Consider the following 379-nt stretch of genomic DNA (forward strand, 5'->3'; position numbering starts at 1 on the left):
TATCTGATATGTCTACGGGGGCGGAGAGTGGTCTAAAGGCTCTGCGCAAATCTTTATTAAGGTCGTCTGTTTTGTTATCTAATATTTCTGCCAGTGTTGCCATTCACCACCTCGACAGGTAAAAAGAGCGATTGAACTCATCAGATTGAAATTCTGAAAGCCAAAGACAATAAACATCACCCAAGTAAAAAGCGTATTCAGTAACGATGAGTATCTCTCGTTTTCCAAGTTGACGATTTGGGGTGAGTAGGCCTTGCTCAATCATTGATGTCACTTGCTCTCGAGAACAGTTCAGCAATACACATATCTCGAGCATATTCATTCGAAGGTTCGCCAGTTTACCGTTGTCGTCCCATAAGTGTGTTTCAATATACTGAAA

The 379-nt window shown here is 41.4% G+C and carries 1 pseudogene; it reads right to left on the reverse strand.

The features are described 5' to 3' along the window. Positions 1-103: 103 nt before the first annotated feature. Positions 104-379: pseudogene (locus UF06_RS27165) on the reverse strand (hypothetical protein); the annotation flags it as partial.

Source organism: Vibrio sp. S234-5, assembly GCF_000960595.1.
Taxonomy (GTDB): domain Bacteria; phylum Pseudomonadota; class Gammaproteobacteria; order Enterobacterales; family Vibrionaceae; genus Vibrio.